General features: G+C 41.1%; 17 protein-coding genes. 9 read left to right on the top strand and 8 right to left on the bottom strand.

Annotation, left to right across the window (positions count from 1 at the left end; all coding sequences use genetic code 11):
* Positions 1-7: 7 nt before the first annotated feature.
* On the bottom strand, positions 8-1327 hold the full coding sequence (locus B9Y69_RS08605) for an ammonium transporter (RefSeq protein WP_085472551.1): 1320 nt from the start codon (positions 1325-1327) through the stop codon (positions 8-10).
* Positions 1328-1598: 271 nt separating this feature from the next.
* On the opposite strand from B9Y69_RS08605, the gene B9Y69_RS08600 reads away from it, so the two are divergent.
* Positions 1599-2573: a 2-hydroxyacid dehydrogenase gene (locus B9Y69_RS08600; RefSeq protein ID WP_085473017.1), complete on the top strand. Its 975-nt coding sequence runs from the start codon at positions 1599-1601 to the stop codon at positions 2571-2573.
* A gap of 51 nt (positions 2574-2624) precedes the next feature.
* On the opposite strand, the gene B9Y69_RS08595 is transcribed toward B9Y69_RS08600, so the two are convergent.
* The 5 genes from B9Y69_RS08595 to dnaB all read right to left on the bottom strand — a co-directional run bounded on the left by B9Y69_RS08595 (position 2625) and on the right by dnaB (position 9817).
* Positions 2625-3257, bottom strand: coding sequence for a YceI family protein (locus B9Y69_RS08595; protein ID WP_085472550.1), 633 nt, complete (start codon positions 3255-3257; stop codon positions 2625-2627).
* Between the two features lie 112 nt (positions 3258-3369).
* Positions 3370-4692 (bottom strand): UDP-N-acetylglucosamine 1-carboxyvinyltransferase, encoded by a 1323-nt coding sequence (murA, locus tag B9Y69_RS08590; protein WP_085472549.1) that lies wholly within the window; start codon positions 4690-4692, stop codon positions 3370-3372.
* Positions 4693-4816: 124 nt separating this feature from the next.
* Positions 4817-5551 (bottom strand): DUF4290 domain-containing protein, encoded by a 735-nt coding sequence (locus B9Y69_RS08585; RefSeq protein WP_085472548.1) that lies wholly within the window; start codon positions 5549-5551, stop codon positions 4817-4819.
* A gap of 48 nt (positions 5552-5599) precedes the next feature.
* A complete protein-coding gene (locus B9Y69_RS08580) occupies positions 5600-7873 on the bottom strand; it encodes an ATP-dependent helicase (RefSeq protein WP_085472547.1) in 2274 nt (757 codons plus the stop codon).
* Between the two features lie 345 nt (positions 7874-8218).
* Positions 8219-9817, bottom strand: coding sequence for a replicative DNA helicase (gene dnaB / locus B9Y69_RS08575; protein WP_085472546.1), 1599 nt, complete (start codon positions 9815-9817; stop codon positions 8219-8221).
* Positions 9818-10327: 510 nt separating this feature from the next.
* Here dnaB and ubiE point away from each other — a divergent pair.
* The 4 genes from ubiE (at position 10328) to B9Y69_RS08555 (ending at position 13242) form a co-directional block, all read left to right on the top strand.
* On the top strand, positions 10328-11068 hold the full coding sequence (ubiE, locus tag B9Y69_RS08570) for a bifunctional demethylmenaquinone methyltransferase/2-methoxy-6-polyprenyl-1,4-benzoquinol methylase UbiE (protein WP_085472545.1): 741 nt from the start codon (positions 10328-10330) through the stop codon (positions 11066-11068).
* Positions 11065-11922 (top strand): hypothetical protein, encoded by an 858-nt coding sequence (locus tag B9Y69_RS08565; protein WP_085472544.1) that lies wholly within the window; start codon positions 11065-11067, stop codon positions 11920-11922. The genes ubiE and B9Y69_RS08565 overlap by 4 nt, the downstream gene beginning before the upstream one ends.
* Position 11923: 1 nt before the next feature.
* A complete protein-coding gene (locus B9Y69_RS08560; protein ID WP_085472543.1) occupies positions 11924-12691 on the top strand; it encodes an SDR family NAD(P)-dependent oxidoreductase in 768 nt (255 codons plus the stop codon).
* 101 nt (positions 12692-12792) lie between these two features.
* Positions 12793-13242: a GatB/YqeY domain-containing protein gene (locus tag B9Y69_RS08555; RefSeq protein WP_085472542.1), complete on the top strand. Its 450-nt coding sequence runs from the start codon at positions 12793-12795 to the stop codon at positions 13240-13242.
* Positions 13243-13264: 22 nt separating this feature from the next.
* On the opposite strand, the gene B9Y69_RS08550 is transcribed toward B9Y69_RS08555, so the two are convergent.
* Both B9Y69_RS08550 and B9Y69_RS08545 read right to left on the bottom strand, forming a co-directional pair.
* Positions 13265-14221 (bottom strand): glycine N(alpha)-acyltransferase GlsB, encoded by a 957-nt coding sequence (locus B9Y69_RS08550; RefSeq protein ID WP_085472541.1) that lies wholly within the window; start codon positions 14219-14221, stop codon positions 13265-13267.
* 3 nt (positions 14222-14224) lie between these two features.
* Positions 14225-15055, bottom strand: coding sequence for a lyso-glycine lipid O-acyltransferase GlsA (locus tag B9Y69_RS08545; RefSeq protein ID WP_085472540.1), 831 nt, complete (start codon positions 15053-15055; stop codon positions 14225-14227).
* A gap of 323 nt (positions 15056-15378) precedes the next feature.
* Between B9Y69_RS08545 and B9Y69_RS08540 the strand changes: the two genes are divergently transcribed.
* The 4 genes from B9Y69_RS08540 (at position 15379) to B9Y69_RS08525 (ending at position 18732) form a co-directional block, all read left to right on the top strand.
* Positions 15379-16041, top strand: coding sequence for a CBS domain-containing protein (locus B9Y69_RS08540; RefSeq protein ID WP_085472539.1), 663 nt, complete (start codon positions 15379-15381; stop codon positions 16039-16041).
* 54 nt (positions 16042-16095) lie between these two features.
* The gene (locus tag B9Y69_RS08535; protein ID WP_085472538.1) at positions 16096-16989 is read left to right on the top strand and encodes an NAD kinase; all 894 of its coding nucleotides are present in this window, start codon (positions 16096-16098) and stop codon (positions 16987-16989) included.
* 119 nt (positions 16990-17108) lie between these two features.
* On the top strand, positions 17109-17969 hold the full coding sequence (porG, locus tag B9Y69_RS08530; RefSeq protein WP_144036534.1) for a type IX secretion system protein PorG: 861 nt from the start codon (positions 17109-17111) through the stop codon (positions 17967-17969).
* A 25-nt stretch (positions 17970-17994) separates the two neighbouring features.
* A complete protein-coding gene (locus B9Y69_RS08525; protein ID WP_085472536.1) occupies positions 17995-18732 on the top strand; it encodes an isoprenyl transferase in 738 nt (245 codons plus the stop codon).
* Positions 18733-18845: the final 113 nt, after the last annotated feature.

Genomic DNA, 18845 nt, shown 5'->3' with positions numbered 1-18845 from the left:
AATACTTTTATAACCGTTCTCCATGTTGTGAAAGATCCAAACCTTCCTCCTCTTCTAGCTCACTAACGCGCAGTGGTGTAATCATATCCGTTGCCTTGAGGAGTACAAAAGCCATCACTAGAATAAAAACCGTAGCTCCGATCAGGCCAATTATGTGGGCGAGAAACAATGAACTTTCCCCGTAATAAAGTCCATTTGTTTCCACCGCACTATTGATTGAAGAATGTGCAAAAACGCCGGTAAGCACCATACCAACCATTCCACCGACGCCATGACTAGGAAATACATCTAAGGTATCATCTAGGTTAGATTTTGTACGCCATTCTATTAATAAAGAGCTTATAATAGCAGCTACAGCACCGATCACAATGGAGTGAGGCACGGAAACAAAGCCTGCCGCTGGCGTAATTGCAACCAATCCAATAACGACACCTATGCAGGTCCCCATCGCCGATGGCTTCTTTCCACGTGCAGCATCAAACAGAATGAACATCAATGCTGCGGCACCCGAAGCAGCCGTGGTCGTCGCCAATGCTGTTGCAGCCAGTTGTGATGCACCAAAAGCCGAACCCGCATTAAAACCAAACCAACCGAACCAAAGCATACCTGTCCCGAGTAAGACATAAGTAATGCGTGCCGGTGTATGCTCTTTAAATTGTTTACCTTGTTTCAAGTATATAGCGGATGCCAATGCTGTTAATCCTGCAGACATATGCACAACAGTACCACCGGCAAAATCTAAAACCCCCATCTTAAAGAGAATCCCATCCGGATGCCATGTAGCATGAGCCAGAGGGGCATAAATAAAAACAAAAAACAGACAGATAAACAAGATATAAGAAGTAAAACGAATCCGCTCCGCAAATGCTCCGGTAATGAGGGCGGGAGTAATAATGGCAAATTTCAACTGATACATCGCAAAGAGTGTAAAAGGAATAGTAGGCGCTCCATCCCAAGGCGCATGATCCAACACATGATTAAACATAAAAAAGGTTCGTGGATCACCGACAATCCCCCCCAGAGACTTCCCAAACACCAAACTGAAACCAAAGACCACCCACAATACCGCAATGACGGCCATACAGATGAAACTTTGAAGCATTGTTGAAATAACATTCTTCTTTTTTACCATACCTCCATAAAAATATGCCAAACCAGGCGTCATTATCAAAACCAACGCTGTAGAAGACAACATCCAGGCAATATCTGCCGAGTTATAAACATATTCATTCGTATTATGAGGTAAAGAAGGATTAAAAAAAGCCACAATTACCAATACAACCATTAAAACAAACGGAAAAATAGATTTTTTTTGATGTGTTGACATATTTTATATGATTTTACAACACAATTATAGTGTATTTTTTGAAATAAAAACAATTTTTGTTAAAAAATAAACAACAAAAATATAAATAAACCAAAAACAATACATTAAAAATGAACAAAAATTACAAAAACAATAAAAACAAACATAAAACACAACCAAACAAACATTAAAATACGTACACAATGACGTTTCATGGCAAAAACACAACAATACCATCAATTTTCTTTATTTTAGCATGAAAGAATCATCAGAATCGAGCAAAAAAATTAAAATGAGAGTATTTATATCTAGAAATATACCCGAAGAAGGTATTACATATCTTAAAAAAGAAGGATTAGAAGTAATCGTTAATACCGAAAACAAGCTACTGACAAAAGCCGAGCTCATCGCTGCTTGTCAGAATGCAGATCTTTTACTCAATGTTGGACATGCGGATCTCGATGCTGACTTCATATCCGCCTGTCAACATCTGAAAGGTATTGCGCTAGCCAGCGTTGGTTACGATCATATTTCATTACCCGAAGCGACAAAACATGGTATTGCAGTTAGCAATACACCCGATGTGTTAAGCGGAGCAACGGCAGATACAGCCTTTTTGTTGATGCTTGCAGTATCTAGAAAAGCATTCTATCGCGCCCAACAGGTGAAGGACGGCGAGTGGAGAGATTTCGAATTCATGAAAGACCTGGGAATAGAGCTCAATGGAAAGACATTAGGTATCTTCGGTATGGGCAGAATAGGTATTGAAATGGCTAAAAAAGCGAAAGGTGCCTACAACATGAATATTATCTACCACAACCGTAGCCGAAATGAAGCGGCAGAAAAAGCAGTTTCTGCGCAGTACGTGAACTTTGATGATCTACTAACACAAAGCGACGTGATATCAGCCCATAGCTTCCTGAGTCCGGAAACGACGCATATATTTAATGCTGATGCATTTAAGCGCATGAAAAAGTCGGCAATTTTTATCAATACAGCACGTGGAAAGATACACCAAGAAGCAGAACTAACACGCGCCTTAGAAGATGGCGAAATCTGGGGTGCAGGCCTTGACGTAACAGACCCGGAACCTATGTTACCAACAAATCCGTTATTAAAGATGCCGAATGTCTGTGTATTACCTCATATTGGCTCTGCCACTATCGAAACGCGCACACAGATGGCTCTCTTAGCGGCTAGCAACCTAGTCGCTGTCCGTAACGACGTTGCCATGCCACAGATTTTAAATCCAGAAGTGTACGGTTAAATAAAAAGGGTCGGTTTAGAAAACCGACCCTTTTTATTAAGCTTTGCTTGTTTATTTTTTCGCTGTAAGAGAAACTTTGAAGTTAATCTCTTTAGAGATCAAATCATCTTCCTTACCTGAATAGCTTACACCCCAATCCTCGCGTGCAATATTAAAGTCTGCATTAACCTTAACAACCGCATCAGTAAGTTCTAACACTTTAGCGTCGAAAGAGATGTTTTTACTCACACCTTTAATCGTCAAGTTACCTGAAACTTTAACATCGTCAGCCGCAGCACCTGCCGCAATACTTGTAATATCGAATTTTGCTTCAGGGAATTTTGCTACATCAAAGAAATCTTCATTTTTTAAGTGACCATCTAACTTCTCTTTCCATTCACCTTCAAGATCAGTCGAACTAATTGTATTCATATCAAGCACAAAAGATCCACCGATAATTTTTCCGGTATCCGTTGTTAGGCTACCTGAAGTGATATTAATAACACCATGGTGTGCACCTGTTACTTTTGTTCCTGTCCACTCTACTTTAGATGCAGCAGCATCAACAGTATACGCTACACCTTCTACAGCTGGAGCTGTAGTTTCTACTGAATCTGTAGTTTCGGCTTTCTTTCCTTCTGGATTACCTGCACACGATGCTAATACAACCGAGGCAGCAATGGCTAATAATGCGATTTTTTTCATGTTGTTGTTTTGTTTTTTATTATATGTTACAACGTATTCTTTTGCAAAAATAATATAGTTTATAGTAAATACTATTTACGTTTTATATTTTAACACTAAAAAGACAAACGAGTTAGTGTGCCGGTTGCGCATCGACCCGTCGGATATCTGCTCCCAAGGCTTTCAATCGCTCCTCAATATCTTGATAACCGCGTTCAATCTGCTCAATGTTATAAATCACAGATTTACCTTGCGCCGACAATGCAGCGATCAACAACGATACCCCAGCACGAATATCAGGAGAAGTCATCTCAATACCACGTAACTTCGTTTGATTGTTCAAGCCAATCACAGTTGCTCTGTGTGGATCACATAAGATAATTTGCGCTCCCATATCGATCAATTTATCGACAAAAAACAAACGGCTTTCAAACATCTTTTGATGAATAAGTACATTTCCTTTTGCCTGAATTGCCGTCACCAAAACAATACTTAACAAATCCGGTGTAAATCCAGGCCATGGGGCGTCAGATACCGTTAAGATGGAACCATCAATAAATGTATCAATCTCATACGACTCCTGTGCAGGAATAAAGATATCATCTCCACGGAGTTCGAATTGAATACCCAGCTTTGCAAAAACTGTTGGAATAATCCCGAGCTCCTTAAAACAAACATCTTTAATCGTAATCTCGGATCCTGTCATCGCTGCCAATCCAATAAAAGAACCAATCTCAATCATATCGGGCAACATCCGATGTGTCGTACCACCCAAGCGCTCTACACCTTCAATCGTCAACAAGTTCGATCCAATACCGGAAATATTGGCGCCCATACGGTTCAACATTTTACACAACTGCTGCAAATAAGGTTCACAAGCTGCATTATAGATAGTCGTTGTACCTTTTGCTAACACAGCAGCCATAACAATATTGGCCGTTCCAGTTACGGATGCTTCATCCATCAAGATATATGTCCCTTTCAACTCCGTCGCATCGACATTGAAAAAGTTGTTTTCCGCATCGTAAACAAACTTAGCACCTAATTTTTCAAAGCCCAAGAAGTGCGTATCCAATCTTCTACGTCCTATTTTATCGCCTCCTGGCTTAGGTATCGCAGCTTTCCCAAAACGTGCTAGTAGCGGACCTACAATCATAATCGACCCACGTAAGCTTCCTCCTTTTTGTTTGAATTCTTCGGATTGAAAATAATCTATATTGATATCTTTCGCCTCGAACTCATACGTATCTTTATTGACACGGGAAACCTTAACACCTAAAGCCGCTAGTAAGTCAATAAGCTTATTCACATCTTTAATATCGGGAATATTACTTATCGTCACTTTCTCCTCGGTAAGAAGTACAGCTGACAAAATCTGTAAGGCTTCGTTTTTTGCCCCTTGAGGCACAATCTCACCTTTTAATTTCTTCCCTCCAATAATTTCAAATGCATTCATATTTTGATTTAATACTTTTTTCTACTTAACGTAATTGATACTGCCCTAATTTTTGAAACACGAAGAGCAATTGGAAAACGAAACCGCCTCTCAATTGCCCTCCATATATTAACTATGTTTTAAACTAACGTTTAAAACCACCCTTTTTCGGTACAAAGTTTTTCTTGCCGCCGCCGCCGCTGCCACCACCAGAATACTGTTTCTTATAGTTGCTATTACTTTGACCGTGTCCCGAGTTGTTATTGTTGTTACTTTTTTGATTGGTATTGGTACCCTGCGTTTTCACACGGCTTCCTGGAGGAGGTGTCTTGAAATCCACTTTGGTAAGCACCGTATCCGCTGGTAACTGTAATTCGCCCCCAGAAAGTTCTGTTAGGTCATGAATAATATGATCGTCCTGCACACTATCCTTGTTCCACGTCATATAGGCCATTTTCATGAAATTAGCGATGGAGATCGCCATCTTCTGCTTTGCCTCAACCGTCGGCATCAACTTGGCTTTTTCAATCATTCGCTCTACGGTAAAACCGTAGTGCTTAAAACGAATTCTATGCTGTGGGTAGTCTAACAAGTCAGGTTTATGCTGAATTTCATCGCGTGTAGGCACTGGGTAAGGTGAATCTACATCAATTTTAAAATCAGAAATGATATGTAAATGATCCCATAGCTTATGCTTAAAATCAGAAACATCTCTTAAATGCGGATTCAAAACCCCCATCATATCGATTACAACTTGTGCATATCTATTACGCTCTTCTTTGGTCGGAAGCGTACAGATATAGTCAACCATATTCTGCACATTTCTTCCATATTCAGCCAAAATTAATTTTGGTCTTGTACTATTGTAATCGAATTCCATATAAATTATTTAGATATCGTAAAAACGATGCAATTCTTTTTTTATTCTTTAAACTATCCTAAGTTTTGCAAATTTAAGCAACAATTGTTTCTGCCCCAACTCTTTGAAGAAAATAGTTGCTTTTATATCTTGTTTATTTCCTTCCAGGTTAACGACCTTCCCAAAACCAAATCGTTCATGCTCAACTTCCATACCAACTTGTAAACCTGTCGTATCTGATGGACTAAAACCTTCGGTTGGTACGTGTGCCTTTGGTAAGATAGAAGTCGTCTTCATCACCTTTGGCTTAGGCTTGGTAAATGTATCTTGATCCTTTTGTTTCCAAGCCATACGTTCTCCCTGAAAACCTCCATCCATGGACGTCATGGGTGATCGAGGCTGAAAATCAAGCGCTAAGCAAGATGGATCTAACTCATCCAAAAAACGACTCGGCTCGCAGTTGTTCAATGTGCCCCAGCGGTACCGCGAGGTGGCATATGATAAATGTAACTTTTTCTCTGCACGGGTAACGGCAACATAAAATAAACGCCGCTCTTCTTCCAGCTCTGAACGCGAATTAAGCGCCAGTTGAGAAGGAAATAGATTTTCCTCCAAGCCAACAATAAACACAACAGGATATTCCAGTCCCTTCGAGGAGTGAATCGTCATTAACGAAACAGTATCCGCATTTGGATCCTTATCATTGTCGTCATTTGTCAACAAGGCAATATCCTGCATAAAAATATCCAAGCCTTTTTCAGCGATATCCTCTCGTTCCGAAAACTCCTTGATACCGTTCAGTAATTCCTGAATATTCTCGTACCGACTTAATCCTTCGACCGATTTATCTTCATACAAATCCTTCAGAATCCCACAGTGCTGCGCGATATGCATAGCGACATCAAATGCAGAACCAGTCTTTGCTAAAGCTTGAAAACTTTGGATCATGAGACCAAAATTCCCAACCGCTGTTGCACTTCGACCGTCCAAGAACATCTGTGCATTAACCACCACATCCCACAAGCGAAATTGACGCTGATCTGCCGTGACCATAATCTTTTCAATGGTTGTATCGCCTATACCTCGACGCGGATAATTGATTACACGCTTCAAGGCTTCCTCATCATTCGGGTTGAATGTCAATCGGAAATAAGCGATCAAATCTTTAATCTCTTTACGCTGATAGAACGAAGTACCACCATATAACTTATACGGAATACCAATTTTACGCAAAGCCTCCTCCATAGCACGTGACTGCGCATTGGTACGATACAAGATTGCAAAATCTTTATATTGTAATCCTTTTAAGGACTTCTCTTGTGCGATAGCCTCAGCAACGATCTTCCCTTCCTCATTATCTGAAAAAGCACGAGCAACCTTAATCTTCTCCCCTTCTTCGTTATCTGAGAATACATTCTTCTCTAACTGATTTTTATTCTTTTCGATCACACTATTTGCCGCATTGACAATCATTTTTGTGGACCGATAGTTTTGTTCCAATTTAAAAACTTTAACATCCGGATAATCCTTTTGAAAATTAAGGATATTCTGAATGTTAGCACCCCGGAAGGCATAGATACTCTGCGCATCATCCCCTACCACACATATATTCTCACTGACAGCCGCCAAGCGTTTCACGATCAGGTACTGTGAAAAGTTGGTATCCTGATACTCATCCACCATCAGATACTTAAACTGGTGCTGATATTTATGAAGCACATCCGGATGCTTATTAAGAAGCACATTGGTCTTGAAAAGCAAGTCATCAAAATCCATTGCCCCGGCGCGGTAACATCGCTGCGCATAGGTCATATAAAGTTGACCGATCTGCCCCCGACCATTGGCAATATCTTCAGCCATGATGGCTTCATTTTTATTGTATTCTTGTGGCGATATCAAATTATTCTTAGCAGATGAAATACGACCGTAGACATGGTTTACATTATACAGCTTATCATCTAAGTTCATCTCCTTAATGATCGCACGCAGCAAGCTTTTGGAATCGTCAGTATCGTAGATGGTAAAGTTTTTAGGATAACCGATCAATTCCGCCTCCACCCGTAGGATACGTGCAAAAACAGAGTGAAAAGTCCCCATCCAAATATTCTTAGCTTCCTGCCCTACGACTTTCATAATACGTTCCCGCATTTCTTTAGCCGCTTTATTCGTAAAGGTAAGTACCAATATATTGAATGGGTCAACTCCCTGACGTATCAAGTGAGCAACCCGGTATGTAATAACGCGTGTCTTTCCCGAACCGGCACCGGCAACAATCATTACCGGTCCTTTTATCTGTTCTACAGCCCCCCGTTGAGAGGGATTTAATCCAGCTAAATAATCCAAATCTTTCTCCTAAAATATTTTTGAATATGCGTATCTCCCCAGGCATAATAACCTTCCGACACGTTCTTGTTGAGCGGTAATCAGCACCTTTTAAGCACCAATACAGGTAATACCCAAACAGTTGTAAATTTACTAAAAAAAACTGGTTTTTCCTAGCGAAAAAGAAGGGGTTGTAGTGGTTTCCTACGAGTGCGACACAGAGCCGACAAGTCACATTGAGCCTACCGAAGTGCGCCCAAGTGCTTTATTAAAACCCGCCGATGCGCGCCTGCCTGCGGTAGGTAGGCGCGCATCGGCGCTATATTTTAAGACAAACGGAGCTACCGCGAGAAGCCTAACCCTTTCTTAAAATGGAGCGTCATCTGGCATATCGTTCATGCGTGAAGGCATCGTAATACCACCACCGCCATCAAAACCGCCACCAAAGCTACCGCCAAAGGAATCTGACGGTCCCATTGCCGAACTAAAACTATCCGGACTATTGAATGAATCACCACCAGCCCCAGCAAAATCCTCTTCTAAATCCACGAACTTAACATACTTACCCACAAATTTCAACGGCACTATTCCCGTCTCACCATTACGGTGCTTTGCAATAATAACCTCCCCTACACCGGCTGTCGGGCGACCTTCTTCGTCTTCCGTTAAACCATAGTATTCCGGACGGTACAAGAAAAGAACCATATCAGCATCCTGCTCGATAGATCCCGATTCACGTAAATCGGATAACATCGGACGTTTACTGTTACCAGGTCTTGATTCTACCGCACGACTCAATTGGGAGAGCGCCAACACCGGAATATTCAACTCCTTAGCTACCGACTTCAATGCCCGCGAAATACTACCAATCTCCTGCTCCCGGTTACCACCACCTTTTCCTTCGGCTTTACCATGCATTAGCTGCAAGTAATCGACAATAACCATCTGAATATCATGTTGCGCTTTTAAGCGTCGACATTTTGCTCTAAATTCGAAGACGTTTAAAGCCGGGGTATCATCGATAATCAATGGCGCCTCCGTTAAACGACCAATCCGTGAGTGTAATTGTTGCCACTCGTGATCCGCTAAATTTCCTTTCTTCAGCTTTTCCTGCTCAATCTCGGTTTCCCCAGCAATCAAACGATTCACCAATTGCACCGACGACATCTCCAGGGAGAATACCGCAACGGGCTTACTGTGATCGACCGCCGCATTCCGCGCAACAGACAATACGAAAGCCGTCTTACCCATCGCCGGACGAGCCGCAATAATAACCAAGTCAGACGGCTGCCATCCTGAAGTCATCCGGTCTAACGCCGTCAGTCCGGAAGGAACCCCAGTTAAACCATCCGTACGGTCGCGCAATAACTCTAAGTTGGAAATTGCCTCCCGCATAATATCATCCATTTTCCGCGAGTCACGTCGAAGGTTATTCTGCGCAATATCAAAAAGTGACTTCTCCGCATGATCCAGCAGGTCAAAAATATCAGCCGTCTCATCATACGAACTATTTATAATCTCCGTAGAAACCTGAATCAGCTCCCTTTGAATATACTTTTGTGAGATAATACGAGCATGGTACTCGATATTCGCTGCCGAAACAACGCGATCGGTAAGCTGTGTGATATAATAAGCGCCACCTGCCATTTCTAAGGCTCCCATCTTACGTAACTCGGCCGTGACCGTTAACAAGTCAATCGGTGAAGTTTGTTGAAACAGGTTAAATATAGCCTCGTAAATTTTTTGATGCGCTTCTTTGTAAAATGATTCCGGCTTCAGGATATCGATAATCTCGCTTAAGGCATTTTTCTCCAGCATCAACGCGCCCAATACGGCCTCTTCGAGATCCAAAGCTTGAGGTGGTAATTTCCCCAACCCTCCAATCATATCATGGAGACTAGCACGTTTCTTTCCAAAGCTGGGTTTACCACCTGGATTATTCGAAAAATCAGTTTCTGAAGCCATTCTTACGGGTTAAAATAGTTTAAATCAACAACCGATCCTCTTTCTAAAAAAAACAGACCGGGATAACAAAATTAGAAAAAATAATGAGCATCAATTTAACAATTTCTAAACATACCAAAAACGTTGCTCCAACAAGTATGCGAAAGCGCTCATTACAAGAGCATCCGCAAAACCACCTCTTTCCACAAGTTATGTTAAAAACGTGTGGAAAACAAAAATATTTCACTAAAAGACAGACATTTATAAAAATGTTAACAACTACATTGTTTGTGGAAAACAAAAAAGTCCCCCCCTCTCCTAAAGCTTAAAACCGCCTCCTAAAGCCCTACCTTCTCATTGCCAAACACTTATGATCAGCAAGGCAAAAGTTATTGTATTTATCCACCTTTTTTGGTGTGTCACAAACTCCATTTTTCGGTATAAAACGGGATGACAAAAATAGACGGAAAAATAGATAAGAGTTTAGCGCAGTTATTCGTGAATACAACGCATTTTACGTAAGTTTGTCTTATGGCAAATGATACTTCAGCAATAAAACCTTACAAAGGTAAAGAAGGTGGAAAAAAAGAGCAAGTTGCAGACATGTTCAACAATATTTCCAAAACGTATGATGTCCTCAACCGTATGATGACCATGGGCATAGACACCATATGGCGTAAAAAAGCAATCCGTTCACTTAAAAGTATTGCGCCACAACTTATATTAGATGTTGCTACCGGAACAGGAGATTTTGCCATTGAATCACTTCGGATACTAAATCCAAAGAAAATAATTGGCGTCGACATTTCGCAAGGTATGCTGGATGTTGCACAACAAAAAATAAACAAAAAAGGACTAGAAGGCCGTTTCGAAGTGCAGCTCGGCGACTCCGAACGTCTACAATTTGAAGACAATACGTTTGATGCCGTTACTGTAGCTTTTGGCGTCCGTAATTTTGAAAACCTAGCACAAGGACTTTCAGATATTCGTCGTGTACTAAAACCGGGAGGAAAAGCTATTATATTAGAGCTTTCTAATCCAACAGCTTTTCCGGTAAAGCAATTATATCATTTTCACTTCCACACCCTAACACCTGCTCTAGGCAAACTGATTTCTAAAGATTCAAGCGCCTACAGCTACTTGCCAGAGTCTGTCGCTAATTTCCCTGATGGAGCACGATTTGCTGCCATTACAAATTCTGTCGGATTTAAAGAGACTCGCGTACGACCACAAACATTTGGTTTCTGTACCATCTACGAATGTACTAAATGAGAAAGTTACAGGTATACATCATTCTAGTCTTGAGTCTCTGTAGCATCGCTGCACGAGGGCAAAAGGGTATTTCCCTCCCATTTTCTTCTTTTTATGATGAAAATGCATGGTTGTCTCTAGGACTGCAGTACAATTATGTGAATTCAACCTACAGGTTAGGCTTGAAAGAAAATTGGGGCAACATGGGAATTAGAAATGTACCTGTAAATAATGATTTGCGAATCGAGGAATTCAGTGCGATACAGGCTAAACCAAGCCACGGCATGTCGGTCAGTATTCCGGTCGAGCTTCGTTTATCGGATAACCTTTCTACGACGTTTCAACCAACATTCAACTTTCTGAATACAGGAGGTGTAAACTATAGCGGGACGCAAATTAATTCCCAAGGTGAAGAGATAAACGTTACGATTACCCGAAATATGCTACACCGTGTAGCAACGAATATTAAAGGAGAGAATTTCAATGCCTTCGAGTTTCCGTTAAATCTTAAATTTCGTTCCGACGAAAAGACCCTTCCAAACAAATTCAACCGTTATCGTGGCTACCTTACAGGCGGCGTACGCTATACCCGATGGGTCGATATTCAAAAATCTTACAGCAAAATGCTATTGATTGAAGATATACGGGATCGTCCGCAAAATATGATCTTTAAACCTGGGTACTATTCTTGGGAAGTTGGTTTTGGTGCTGAAATATTCTTCACCTACTTTCGGATGTCTCCCGAAATTAAATTCATTCAAAGTTTTGGCGACATCCTTGATCATGGACACGAACTGACGAGAGGAAATGCGTTTATGGCTCCGCTCGACAAAACATTACTACGCAATATTCAATTTAGTTTAATATTTCAATAATATGAGAACCGTATTTATCACCGGCGCAAGTTCAGGAATCGGTGCTGCATGCGCCGAAGTTTTAGCGAGTGAGAAAAAATACCGTCTTTTACTTTGTGCCAGAAGGCTATCCAAGCTAACCGAGTTACAGAAACGTATACAAGCGCAGAACCCGGACTGTGAGGTCTTTTGTTTTGAGCTGGATGTGCGTGATCAATCCGATATTATCCAAAAACTAAAAAACCTGCCTAACGATTGGAAGGATATTGATATCCTGATCAACAACGCTGGACTTAGTCAAGGGCTCGACCTTATCCAAAATGGAGATCCCGACGATTGGGACCGTATGATCGACACCAATGTTAAAGGTTTGCTTTATGTAACCAAGCATACTATTCCATTGATGCAAGAAAGCACACATCCGCATATCATTAATCTGGGATCCATTGCTGGTAAAGAAGTTTACCCAAGTGGGAATGTCTACTGCGCGACGAAGCACGCTGTAGACGCATTGACCAAAGCAATGCGTATCGACCTGCTAGAAAAAGGCATCAAGGTCACATCGATCGACCCTGGAATGGTAGAAACTGAGTTCTCGGAAGTACGCTTCAAAGGAGACAAAGAGCGGGCAAAGAATGTGTATAACGGACTAACACCTTTGTCTGGAAAAGATATCGCGGATATTATCTCCTTTGTACTGTCCAGACCGGCGCATGTCAATATAAACGATTTACTGGTTATGCCTACAGCGCAGGCTAGCGGCACCATCGTCAAGCGCGATACCCTGTAACAGTTTTTCATAGCATATAGCAGAATATCTGCTGTTACTGTATTCCGACTTAGCGACTTTTACAAAACTTAGCGACTTTACAAATTACAAATAAAAACACCATGACGTTAGAAGAAAAAATAAACCAAGATATCAAGGCTGCGATGATCGCCAAAGATCAAGCAAAACTACGCGGCCTTCGTGCAATTAAAGCGGCTATATTATTGGCTAAGACTGAAAAAGGACATACTGAAGAATTATCACAAGACACCGAAATCAAGGTTTTACAAAAGCTGGTTAAGCAACGTAAAGAATCGGGTGAGATTTACAAAGCACAAAACCGAGAGGATCTTTTTCAAATTGAATTTGAAGAACAAGAGGTGATTGAAAGTTACCTTCCAAAACAATTAGACCGTACAGCGGTAGAGGATATTATTAAAGCTATTATCACCGAAGTAGGTGCTACGTCGGTTAAAGATATGGGCAAAGTAATGGGGGCAGCAAATCAAAAGCTAGCGGGTCAAGCGGATGGAAAAACAATTTCCGAGGTTGTTAAAGACCTATTAAAATAAAAAAGAGGCTAACGCCTCTTTTTTATTTTCTTTTATCGCCATAATGCTTATCCCGCTCATAGGTTTGCATGTGACGTTCCTTTTTCGCTGGATAAATATCATCTAAGGTAATCATAATACCCGTTTCCTCTACTTCTCCAAACTCATCGTTCAAAGCTGTTCCAAACATACGCATGGTAGGCGACAGGTTCATATAGGTATTGATCAATGGAGGAATATTCTCACCCAATTCACGCACCTTTGTATTCAACACCTTGTATCCCGCTTTATAATCCAAACCATCGAAAATGCCTTTATAAGCAGAGATATCTGTTTGATACCCTACTTTCAAATGATCATACGGCGTTACTAATCCTTCTTTATCTGGAAAGTAAAACTCCATAAAATAAATAAGTAGATCACGTGCTACGGCATTATACTGTGGATACATGGTTACCTTTCCGAACAAGTATTTCACATCTGGATTGATCACCACCAACGCACCTAAACCATCCCATAGATTATCCAAGGAAAACAATCCTTTCCGATTATCAATTGCTGGCTGAAACCGAGGCTGAACCCAAGAGCGGCCCAATTCCAAGGTAAAGGGCATATACTCTGTTTTGAATTTTTCCGAAAAATCAAAATAATGCGCTGTTGAGAGATGTACCTCTCCTTTGCTATCGATTGCATCCGCACACTTAATTACGCGATACCCTGCAATAATTTCTTCTTCTTCCGGATTCCATGCAATCAGTTGATCGTAGTTATGTGCACAGGTGTCATTCTCGTCAATATCCAACGCCAATCCCGTGCCACCACCTGCGCCCCGGAAGGTAAGCTCCCGAAGACGGCCAATCTCTTTCATGATGTGAGGTGACCGGTGATAATTCACTAAGTAAACCTCGTTGTTCCCATTATTTGTATAACGCACAAAAGCCTCTCTGGAAAGCTCTGCTTTTATCAATTCTCTTTCTACCGGTGCAATTAATTCTTGCATAAATTATTTATTATCCCCCATACTGTATACGTGCGTTCTCACTTCTTTTGCCCACTCCTTCTCACTTTTGGACTGATCGAAATGTGTATATGGAATTCGCTCTCCAATGCGAATCGTTACCCGTTGATTACGTTGCGAAAACATTTCATCAGGCAAATATAACATCTCTAAATTAACCTTTAAGCCTAACTTCTCCCGAAGTCTGGCTAAATTATAGAAAAAATTGGAGTTTCTTCCGTCTATATATACAGGAACGACGTCCCTTTTATATTTTTTTGCTTTTGTGATAAAGCTTTTTTTCCATTCCAAATCCTGAATCGTTCCTTCAATTTTTCGGGAAACCAACCCTGCTGGAAAAATCAACAATGCATTATCAGAAGCGTAGGCCTGATCAATGGCCATAATGCCGCTTTTTGCTTGATTCCCAACCTTATTAACTGGAATAAACAAAGGCTCCAGGTTTCTTATATTGAGGAGAATATCATTCACCAAAAACTTTACATCTCTGCGATAGCGACCTATCGCATGCATAATAGCAATGCCGTCCAACCCTCCCAAAGGATGATTTGACGCAAAAATAACACTATCATCCAAAGGAATCCCTTCCCCTCCTTCCAACACCACATTTACACCTAGCTCTTCAATCAATGCATCGACAAAGTCCAACCCATAAAGATCTCTAAACTTAGTCATGATATAATTAATATCATCCTCGTGAATCACACGCTCAAGGTAACTGATAAGTGGTTTAGGAATCCATTTTGCCAACTGGGGACTTTTTTTATGAATAACGTTCCGCACCTGAATAAACTTAACCTGTTCTTCTGGGTTCATTTTTGATAGTAAGCGTCTTTATTATAATTTTTATTATGCGCCGTAAAATTAAGTAAAATTATATTTTAAAGCAGTAAATTCACTGAATATTTCTATTTTAGCCCACAATCGTTGGTTTATGGCAAAGGATCAATAAGTCAACAAAAAGTGTAATTCCATATTTTTTTGTGGCAAAAGCATCTCTGATTTAAACGTTTTCATTTTTTTTGTGTTTAATCTTATAGAAGGTCTTACAAAGAAGTGATCGCCAAAGCCTGAAAGATAGTCCACAAGGATTCTTTCTGAGACCAACACAAAAGTATCATCTAAGAAAGGAGTTCATTATGTACATCGCTGAAGCACATACACAGGTTGACTACGAGCTAAAAACAACAGACAGCATCAGTTATGCCTTGAACAAAATGAGTGAACTACACACCCATCAGCTACCTGTTGTCGATCAACATTCTTTTCTTGGAATCATACAGGAAGAACAACTTCTTGATGCCATAGATGAAGATGCAAGTCTAGCAAGCCTATCCATGCATTTCCGGTTTTTATACCTGTACGGCGATCAGCATATCTATGATGCACTTCAATTTATGACGGCGCACCACCTCGATATCCTTCCCGTTCTTGATAAAGACAATCACTATGTCGGGATATTAACGGCTAATAGTTTGCTTCCGCAACTGAATGAAACATTAGGCAACAATGAGCCGGGGGCCATTATCGTTTTAGAGCTGGGAAAAAACGATGTTTCTTTCTCTCATATCGCGCACCTAATTGAGTCCGAAAACACGCGAATTATCAGCACTGCCGTGCGGGAGATTGCTGACAGCACCAAAGTGGAAATGACCATTAAAGTAAACAAGCAAAACATCGCTTCTTTGGTTGCTTCCTTATGGCGTTTTGATTACACCGTAACGGCTACCTTCAACGACGGAAACCCCGATACGGACATCAAGGAGCGCTATGACATCCTGATGAATTATTTAAATTTATAAGAATCGTCCTTTTTTTATCATCTTTGCAAGAAGTTTCTGGTAAAAATTAAGCGCATGCAAGAAAAGACCATAGCCATATATGGCAGAGAGTTCAATGCTTCTGTTCTTCCTTATGTTGAGCAACTATTCACCTATCTTCGGGAGAATAATGTGCAAGTTTATGTTCATTCTGATTTCTATAATTTCTTAAAAAAACAAGTGGAATGCCCCAGCAACTGGCTACTCTATTATAGCCATGTAGATCTGCCGGCAAACATATCATTCCTGCTTAGCTTGGGCGGCGATGGAACTATGCTTTCTGCCGTTTCGCTTGTTCGCGACTCGGGCATCCCCATTGCTGGGATTAACTTTGGACGCTTAGGCTTCTTAGCGGCTATCCATAAAACACAAATAGTACAAGCTTTAGATGCCATCTTTGCGGGAAACTTTACCCTACAAAAGAGAGACTTGTTGGAGGTAACCGGAAATGATCAAAAACTCTTCGGAGAGGAAAACTTCGCTTTGAATGATATTACGGTATTCCGACACGACACCTCGTCCATGATCACCATCAATGCAGTTCTTAATGGTGAACTCTTAAACGCATATTGGGCCGATGGAATAATCATTGCTACGCCAACCGGTTCTACAGCGTACTCGCTGAGCTGTGGTGGTCCTATTATGATGCCGGGTAGTGGTAATTTTGTTATCACACCCATTGCCCCGCACAATTTAAATGTTCGTCCCATCATAATATCAGCAGACAGTGTACTCGATCTGGAAATCGAAAGCCGCACCGAAAAATACATTCTGAGCTGTGACTCAAAGAGTGAAACTGTCGAGACAAGCATCAAACTACGAATCCGCCGTGCACCATTCGGGATCAACCTGATACGCCTATCCGAACAAAGCTACTTTAGCACACTTCGCGAGAAACTGCTATGGGGGTTAGATGTCAGAAACTATTAGCAAACGTCCGCACACCCCATGATGGAAGGCCTAGAAGTCATTATCCTTAAATTTAACAGAATTTAATACCGGCTAATTACCGCAAATAATATATCTTTACACGAGAAAAAAACCATAATTTGAAACGACTATCCTATTTGATCTTTGGCATCGGCATGATGCTATCGAGTGTTGCCAAAGGGCAGCAGTGGGAAGTTGGTATCAACGGTGGAGCCACTGGTTTTATGGGCGATGTAAACCCAGACAATCCTTTTTATTTAAAAAATGCTGGTGGAGGTTTCTTTCTCAAACGAAACTTTAATTCGACATGGGGCGTACAGTTGGCCTACAACTACCTACAACTTTATGGAAATGATAGCGATGACAAAGATCCATACCGCAATGCACGGGGACATTTGTTTTACAATAAAGTACACGAATTAGCACTGCGGGGAGACTTCAACTTCTTTCGATATATCCCTGACAAGGAATTAAACCGCTATACCCCCTACCTCTTTGGAGGACTAGGCGTGATGAAACACAATCCGTATGTGAACATTAAAGATGGTGGAAAGTACAACCTCGCGGATCTACAGCTTCAAGATGATAATAGTCTCAAAAAGATAGCTCCTTTTGTGCTGGTAGGTACGGGTTTTAAGTATAACATCAAAGGTGCCTGGACCATAGGTGCCGAAGTGGGATATAGAACAGCTTTTAACAATGATATAGATAATATATCGAATAAGTACCCGCAGTATAGCGCCATAGATGCTGTACGATTACCGGAGGAATTCCGTACTGTCGTTGCTTCTGGAGATCCGGCTTTACCGTCCGAATACGAACCAAACGGCCTGTGGCTAAACTTGGCGTACCCGAATGGCGATTACAGCACCTATCAAGGCAAAGCAAAAGGACATGGCCGCAAAAGGGATGGCTATATGACGGTGGGCTTTACACTATCATTCACCTTTTTAGATAAACGATGCTATTGGTGGCTGTAGTGATGAATATTAGTAATACAAGAAAATGAGTTTTAAGGATAAACTTCGTAACGATAATTTACCAAAACATATTGCCATTATTATGGATGGCAATGGTCGCTGGGCGAAAGGGATAGGAAAGCTACGTATTTTCGGTCATCAAAATGGGGTGTCGGCCGTACGGGAAGCTATGGAAGGAAGTGTAGAAATAGGAATCAAGCACCTCACCCTCTATGCCTTTTCATCTGAAAATTGGAACAGGCCAAAACTTGAGGTTCGCGCACTGATGGAGCTTCTCGTAAACACACTGACCAAAGAAACAAAAACATTTATGGCTAATGGCATCCGTCTAAATACAATTGGCGACCTGGATGCTTTACCAGAAAACTGTAGACAAAAGCTTATAGATACGATCGAGATTACAAAAGATAACGATCGTTGTGTGTTAACATTAGCCTTGAGCTACGGTTCTCGTGCTGAACTCGTTGATGCAACTAAAGCTATTGCGCGGAAGGTACAGGAAGGCGTATTACAGCTGGAGGATATTACAGAACAGACCATTCATGATCACCTTTACACGGCTCATATTCCCGATCCAGATTTACTGATCCGCACGGGTGGTGAGCAGCGCATAAGCAACTACCTGCTTTACCAAATGGCTTACACCGAGCTCTGTTTTTTAGACAAAATGTGGCCTGAATTTAAGCGCGAAGATCTCTATGAAGCAATTTTCGATTACCAGCAAAGGGAAAGAAGATTCGGCAAGACCAGTGAACAATTGTAATATTTATTTACCTTTGCAGCATCCGATAAATGCCTAATGTCTAGGGGCTCCGGCAATTATTTTCTTTTAACAAAAATTAACAAGAGATTGGTGTACTTTAGCACCGAGAAAAC

The organism is Sphingobacterium psychroaquaticum (assembly GCF_900177625.1).
GTDB lineage: Bacteria > Bacteroidota > Bacteroidia > Sphingobacteriales > Sphingobacteriaceae > Sphingobacterium > Sphingobacterium psychroaquaticum.
Note: the sequence above shows the minus strand (reverse complement) of the source record. Positions and strands in the feature narration are given on the sequence as shown.